General features: G+C 39.4%; 9 protein-coding genes. 5 read left to right on the forward strand and 4 right to left on the reverse strand.

Going from position 1 to position 6,216, the window contains the following annotated elements; genetic code table 11:
- The first annotated feature begins 143 nt into the window (after positions 1-143).
- The 5 genes from AVJ19_RS20040 (at position 144) to AVJ19_RS20060 (ending at position 3,267) form a co-directional block, all read left to right on the forward strand.
- Entirely contained in the window at positions 144-926 is a 783-nt protein-coding gene (locus AVJ19_RS20040; RefSeq protein ID WP_111861309.1) for a sulfite exporter TauE/SafE family protein, read from the forward strand.
- Between the two features lie 100 nt (positions 927-1,026).
- Positions 1,027-1,422 (forward strand): rhodanese-like domain-containing protein, encoded by a 396-nt coding sequence (locus tag AVJ19_RS20045; protein WP_004859470.1) that lies wholly within the window; start codon positions 1,027-1,029, stop codon positions 1,420-1,422.
- 55 nt (positions 1,423-1,477) lie between these two features.
- On the forward strand, positions 1,478-1,813 hold the full coding sequence (locus AVJ19_RS20050; protein WP_004988488.1) for a carboxymuconolactone decarboxylase family protein: 336 nt from the start codon (positions 1,478-1,480) through the stop codon (positions 1,811-1,813).
- Positions 1,814-1,837: 24 nt separating this feature from the next.
- A complete protein-coding gene (locus AVJ19_RS20055; protein WP_111861310.1) occupies positions 1,838-2,458 on the forward strand; it encodes a methyltransferase domain-containing protein in 621 nt (206 codons plus the stop codon).
- Positions 2,459-2,520: 62 nt separating this feature from the next.
- Entirely contained in the window at positions 2,521-3,267 is a 747-nt protein-coding gene (locus AVJ19_RS20060; protein WP_228203416.1) for an SDR family NAD(P)-dependent oxidoreductase, read from the forward strand.
- A 78-nt stretch (positions 3,268-3,345) separates the two neighbouring features.
- On the opposite strand, the gene AVJ19_RS20065 is transcribed toward AVJ19_RS20060, so the two are convergent.
- The 4 genes from AVJ19_RS20065 to AVJ19_RS20080 all read right to left on the reverse strand — a co-directional run.
- Complete coding sequence (locus AVJ19_RS20065; RefSeq protein ID WP_111861312.1) at positions 3,346-3,654, reverse strand: NifB/NifX family molybdenum-iron cluster-binding protein; 309 nt, start codon at positions 3,652-3,654, stop codon at positions 3,346-3,348.
- A gap of 92 nt (positions 3,655-3,746) precedes the next feature.
- Positions 3,747-4,004 carry a helix-turn-helix domain-containing protein gene (locus tag AVJ19_RS20070; RefSeq protein ID WP_111861313.1) on the reverse strand — a complete coding sequence of 86 codons (258 nt, stop codon included), beginning with the start codon at positions 4,002-4,004 and terminating at the stop codon, positions 3,747-3,749.
- A 142-nt stretch (positions 4,005-4,146) separates the two neighbouring features.
- Positions 4,147-5,151 (reverse strand): cytochrome d ubiquinol oxidase subunit II, encoded by a 1,005-nt coding sequence (gene cydB / locus AVJ19_RS20075; RefSeq protein WP_111861314.1) that lies wholly within the window; start codon positions 5,149-5,151, stop codon positions 4,147-4,149.
- The coding region (locus AVJ19_RS20080) for a cytochrome ubiquinol oxidase subunit I (RefSeq protein WP_111861315.1) at positions 5,148-6,216 on the reverse strand (1,069 nt) is incomplete at its 5' end. The genes cydB and AVJ19_RS20080, both read right to left, overlap by 4 nt.

Genomic DNA, 6,216 nt, shown 5'->3' on the forward strand with positions numbered 1-6,216 from the left:
ATGAAAGCAGGACAATTCCCTGAACCAGAAGAGAATGGTGTTCCTTATTTAAAGCTTCCGCTTAATTACTTCAAATATGCAAATTTTAAGATTAAACAATAAGTTTTGTTTAATTGGTTTGGTAATAGAGGGGGGCAGTAGCGATGTGGATGCTAATACTTGAAGGACTGGCCATCGGTGGTTTGCTTGGGTTAACCGGTGCTGGTGGTGGCATTCTGGCCGTACCCGCACTGATGGCAAGTCAAGGATGGACGGTCGCACAAGCTGCACCTGTTGGCTTGCTTGCAGTCACTTTATCTGCCTTGGTTGGAACATTTGAAGGCTTATTTAAGAAGATAGTACGCTATCGGGCTGCGCTTTGGATTGCACTGATTAGCATTCCTTCAGCACGTTATGGTGTGCATCTGGGAGGAATAATTTCTCCTGTATGGCTTACCTTAGCATTCAGTTTAGTCATGTTCGTGGTTGCTTACCGGATTTTTTTTAAAAAAGTGAATGACCATACAGGTGTGCTGTGTAAAGTTAACCAAACAACTGGTCGTCTGATTTGGAACATGAAAACTGCATTGTCTCTCGGTGCCATTGGTGTCGTGGCAGGTTTATTGACCGGTTTGCTTGGGGTAGGTGGGGGATTCGTGATTGTTCCAGCACTGAGTAAAGTAACTGATCTTGATATGCGAAGTATTGTTGCGACCTCATTGATGATTATTTTCCTGATAGGTGGTGTCAGCATTTCAGCTCATATTTTAGATGGTTTTCAATACCCCGTTTCGGTCACGCTGACTTTCGTTTTAGCTTGCATGGCTGGGATGTTGATTGGTCGAAGTTTGATGCCTTTAGTTAAGAATAGTCAAATCCAAAAGGTTTTTGCCATAACTGTTATAAGCGTAGCATTTTATTTAATTTCTACAGTCATCATAACTTAATACAAGCAAGAGATTAGAGCCAAATTTAAAAACTGCATTTTAAAGACATGAATATTTAATCAGAGACCAGATTTCTAAAGATCGGAAGAGGTAAAGAGTAATGAAAACAGCAGAACAATTAATTTCAATGGCAAAAAACCGAATTCAAGAAGTGACGGTCGCAGACTTACTTGAAGCCATGAAAAACCATAAAACCATTCTGATTGATGTTCGGGAACCAGATGAATTTCAGGCGGCAGCGATAGACCGAGCCGTGAATTATCCTCGTGGTGTTTTAGAAATGAGAATTCACCAGCATCCTGTGGCGAGCCATCATTGCGATACCTTGCAAGCACTAGAACATCTTAAAGATCAGCCGATTTATTTGATTTGTGGGACGGGTGGCCGATCAGCTCTGGCTACAGATACTTTACAGAATATGGGATTTACTCAGGTGAAATCTGTTCAGGGTGGATTCCAAGCATGGCTAGAGCAGGGTTATCCAGTAGAGAAATAACTAGATTTCTATTTTAAGTCTAACTTAAGTTTATGGACATTCAAGTGAGAAAATCATGAAGTACAAAGAATTAACTCAAAATATTTCAGGCAGTTTAAAGACATTAGCGCAGGATTCTCCTGATTTAATGAAAAGTTTTAATCAATTGTCACAAGTTGCAATGCGAGATGGTGTTATTGATCCTAAAACAAAAGAACTGATTGCCTTAGCGATTGGTGTTGCAGCACGATGTGATGGATGTATCGGTTTTCATGTTAGAACCCTAGTCAAAATGGGAATGACATTGCAAGAATTAGAGGAAGTGCTTGGTGTTGCAGTTTATATGGGGGGCGGTCCTTCATTGATGTATGCCGCTAATGCATTGGAAGCATTTAAAGAATTCACAGCTTAATTTTTTCAATCATTGGGAAAAGATATGAATCAGCATTGGGATAATCTTTATTCGCAAACACAGGATCTGTATGGCATTTCGCCCAATCATTTTATTCAACAGATAGCAGATCAGATTCCAATTGTGGGAAAAACTCTTGCTATAGCAGAGGGTGAGGGGAGGAATATCCTTTATTTGGCTAATAAAGCGAAACAGCAAAATGATTCATTTTCAGCAGAAATATGGGATTACTCAAAAGTTGCTATGCAACACTTATCTACAAAAGCCCAGCAAGCTGGTTTTGAATTCACACTTAGAAATATTGATCTCAATGATGTCGAATGGCCAAGAGAGTGTTATCAAAATGTGATGTGTGTGTATGGGCATTTTGATGAAAATACTCAATTCAATGTTCTCACTGGGATACGTCAAGCATTGACAAACAATGGCTGGTTTATTGGAGAGCTTTATTCTAAAGAGCAGATTGATTATCAAACCGGTGGTCCGAAAGATATTAACTATTTGTACGATCCAATATCGTTTCTTTCAGTATTTAAAAATGATCATCTTTATCATTTTTATGTGGGAGAACAAGAACGTCATGAAGGCAAGTTACATAACGGAAAATGTCATGTAGTTCAATTTGCAATTCAAGTGCAGAAATAGGGTCTAAAACGTTTCAAGCACGAGTATGGCTCACATGCTCATTTTATAAAAAAGAGAGGTTTATGATGTCAACACGTTTTAATAATAAAGTGGCTTTAGTTACAGGTGCAGGTTCGGGTATTGGGCGAAGTACAGCGCTGCTTCTTGCTCAACAAGGGGCAAAAGTTGTTGTTTCAGATATTAATCTTGATGCGGCTGAGAAAGTTTCAGCTGAAATTATAGCTGCTAGCGGCCATGCTGTTGCGAATAAAACAGATACATCTCATCCAGAAGAAATGAAGCAAGCTGTTGACTTTGCCGTGGAAAGCTTTGGGGCTCTGCATTTAGCATTTAATAATGCAGGTATTTTAGGTGAAGTCAATCCGATTGCTGAGTTGAGTATAGAGGCTTGGCGTAGAGTCATCGATATTAATTTGAATGCTGTTTTCTATGGGCTGCATTATCAGATTCCAGCAATACTTAAGTCAGGTGGTGGAGCGATTGTTAATACCGCATCAATCTTAGGTTTAGTCGGGACAAAGAACATTTCAGGATATGTTGCGGCGAAACATGGTGTGACTGGTCTGACAAAGACTGCATCATTGGAGTACGCTGATCAAGGTATACGCATTAATTCAGTCCACCCTGGTTATATTCAAACCCCATTAATTGGAGAATTTGAGGAATCAGAATTAGTGAAACTTCATCCATTTGGCCGATTGGGTAAACCAGAAGAAGTTGCTCAAGTAGTGGCTTTTTTATTATCTGATGAAGCTTCATTTGTGACCGGCAGTCAATATACTGTTGATGGTTCTTATACTTCACAATAATAAATGAAATAAGAAAACCCTGCATCTGCAGGCTTTTCTTATTTTGTTCATGATAAATTACAGCTTCCATCCAGAATTTTATTTGGCTGAAATTAAATTACCGATAAATTGTTCTGGTTCAATTTCTGCTGTTACCATGACATGGACACCAATATTTCTGAGTTTTTCTCGTAATTGATCGCCCATTCCCGTAGTTACGAATATATCCATAGGCAACAGTTTTTCGAGTACTTCACCAGACTGCGAAAAGGATTGCTCCTTTTCAACTTCAATAAGTTGTTTATCAGTCACTTCTCCATCTTTTAATTCATATTTCCAAAATTTCCGACATTTTCCCGCATGGGGAGTAATATGATGCCGATTCTGAGATGTGATCACAATAAACATGAAAATTTCTCCAAACTGATACGGTTACCTTTTTGCAGGTTCGTACCAGTTCTTAACGATTTATAAATTACTCAAAATATGGCTCAGGCTTTTTAGGAAAGATTGTCCAATACAAACTGAGGAGATTTTAGAAATAATTTGAGCAAGGCTTGTGCTGCACTTGAAGGATGGCGAACTCCGCGTTCCCAACTTTCTAGTGTTTTTGGAGATATGCCAAGTTTTGAGGCTAGCTGTTGTTGAGAGATGTTCATTTTTTTACGTGCCCTAATGATTTCCTGAGCTAATGTTAAATTAACGATATATGGGAAATCATGATTAAAATTCACATGGTGCTGTTGAAGTAGATGCATAATATCCTCTTCTTTCCAAGTACCTAATAAGCAAGTTGAAGTAAGAATCTAAAGCTCATAGCAATGACCAATAAACTTAAGAAACCGACTAGCCATAACAAGATGAACCATTGAAATTTAGATAATTTCATTAGGAATTCCTTTAATGATATCCCTCATCTCCAACACGAACTTTATCTCTAAATACCCAGTATGATAGGGCGGTATAGACAAGTATGATTGGAATTAAGATCAGTGCGCCAATCAGTGCGAATAGCTGGCTATTGGCAGGTGCGGCAGCATCCCAAATGGTAATTGAGGGCGGGATAATGTAAGGAAAAATACTGATCAAGAAGCCTGAATATGCTAAAAAAACTAATCCTAATGTATAGATAAAAGGCATCGCTTCATTTTGCTTAATACATGAGCGCACCGCTAAAAAGGTACAAACTAGAACAAGCAAAGGGACTGGGCTGAAATAAATCAATTGAGTGGGATTAAACCAGCGCTCAGCAATTTGTGGATGTGCGATAGGCGTATAGATGCTGACAGCAATGAAAATAACCAATAAGCCAATCAAAAGCTTGGGCATTAATTTATACATATGCTTTTGTAGTAGGTCATCAGTCTTCATGATGAGCCAACCACATCCCAATGCTGCATAAACGACTACAACACCCAAACCTGTAAATAATGAAAAAGGTGTTAACCAATCAAAGCCACCACCAGCGTAGCGATTATCAACAATATCAATACCCTGAATATAAGCTCCTAAGATCACCCCTTGTAAGAAACTGGCAACAATAGAGCCCCAAATGAATGCATTATCCCAAATGTACTTTGTTCGATTGGCTTTGAAACGAAACTCAAAAGCTACGCCTCTAAAAATCAAAGCTATTACCATCAATATGATAGGTAAATATAAGGCTGACAGAACCGCTGAATAGACTATAGGGAAAGCCGCAAAAAGACCAGCGCCACCTAGAACCATCCATGTTTCATTACCATCCCAAACGGGAGCAACGGTGTTCATCATCACATCACGCTCTTGCTGATTTTTAATAAAGGGGAATAAAATCCCAATACCTAAATCAAAGCCATCAAGTAGCACGTAAATAAAAACACCAACTGCAATAATGACAATCCAGATTAAAGATAAATCAATCATAAAGATGCTCCTTGATCCTGATCATCAATTTTTTCATCAATGGCACTCAGAGGTCGCATTGGTGTTTTGAAATGGCCAACGCCTCCAATTTCTTCAGGTGCGTTATGTAAAAACTCAGGTCCTTTATGCATGAGTTTGAGCATGTAATAAATGCCAACACCAAAGACAATGAAATACACGATCACAAAAATAATCAGAGTTAATCCAACCTGTTCCGCCGAAACAGGAGAAAGGGCATCTTTTGTCCTCATAACGCCATAGATAATCCATGGCTGACGTCCTACTTCTGTAGTGAACCAACCAGCGAGTAACGCTATGAAGCCTGAAGGGCCCATAAGGATTGCGAAGCGATGAAACCACTTACTCTCATAGAGGCTGCCTTTTTTTCTGAGCCATAGGGCAGTGACTGCAAGGAAGAGCATAAGCATGCCAAGCCCAACCATAATACGGAAACTCCAAAATACGATTGTTGAATTTGGACGATCTTCAGGCGCAAAGTCTTTTAATCCTTTCACAGCCCCATTCATGGAATGGGTCAAAATTAGGCTTCCTAAATGTGGAATTGCAATCGCATATTTCGTGCGTTCTTCTTGCATATTAGGAATACCAAATAAATATAAGGGCATCCCATGATCATGGTTCGTTTCCCAATGGCCTTCCATAGCAGCAAGTTTAGCTGGTTGATGTTTTAGGGTATTTAAACCATGGGCATCACCAATAAAAACTTGGAGGGGGGCTAAAATAAGGATTAACCAAAGCGCCATTGAAAATGATGTTTTGACTAATGCATCTCTACGGCCTTTGAGCAAGTGCCACGCAGCAGTAGCAGCAACAAGAAGAGCAGCCACTAAAAAGGCTGCAAGTGCCATATGGAATAAGCGATAGATAAAGGATGGGTTAAAAACAATAGCAAACCAATCTTGAGGTACAACAACCCCATTTTCAATCGTGAAGCCTTGTGGTGTCTGCATCCAACTGTTTGAAGACAAAATCCAGAACATTGAAATACATGTACCGATGGCGACCATCAGTGTGGCAAAAAAGTGTGCTTTTTTACCGACACGC

The organism is Acinetobacter sp. CFCC 10889 (genome assembly GCF_003268395.1).
In the GTDB taxonomy this organism is placed as follows: Bacteria; Pseudomonadota; Gammaproteobacteria; order Pseudomonadales; family Moraxellaceae; genus Acinetobacter.

What these genes read in the sequence shown, in the direction of transcription:
- AVJ19_RS20070 (WP_111861313.1), bottom strand. Translation starts at nt 4,004, where the DNA reads ATGCATCTACTTCAACAGCACCATGTGAATTTTAATCATGATTTCCCA.
- AVJ19_RS20055 (WP_111861310.1), top strand. Translation starts at nt 1,838, where the DNA reads ATGAATCAGCATTGGGATAATCTTTATTCGCAAACACAGGATCTGTAT.
- cydB (WP_111861314.1), bottom strand. Translation starts at nt 5,151, where the DNA reads ATGATTGATTTATCTTTAATCTGGATTGTCATTATTGCAGTTGGTGTT.
- AVJ19_RS20040 (WP_111861309.1), top strand. Translation starts at nt 144, where the DNA reads ATGTGGATGCTAATACTTGAAGGACTGGCCATCGGTGGTTTGCTTGGG.
- AVJ19_RS20065 (WP_111861312.1), bottom strand. Translation starts at nt 3,654, where the DNA reads ATGTTTATTGTGATCACATCTCAGAATCGGCATCATATTACTCCCCAT.
- AVJ19_RS20060 (WP_228203416.1), top strand. Translation starts at nt 2,521, where the DNA reads ATGATGTCAACACGTTTTAATAATAAAGTGGCTTTAGTTACAGGTGCA.
- AVJ19_RS20045 (WP_004859470.1), top strand. Translation starts at nt 1,027, where the DNA reads ATGAAAACAGCAGAACAATTAATTTCAATGGCAAAAAACCGAATTCAA.
- AVJ19_RS20050 (WP_004988488.1), top strand. Translation starts at nt 1,478, where the DNA reads ATGAAGTACAAAGAATTAACTCAAAATATTTCAGGCAGTTTAAAGACA.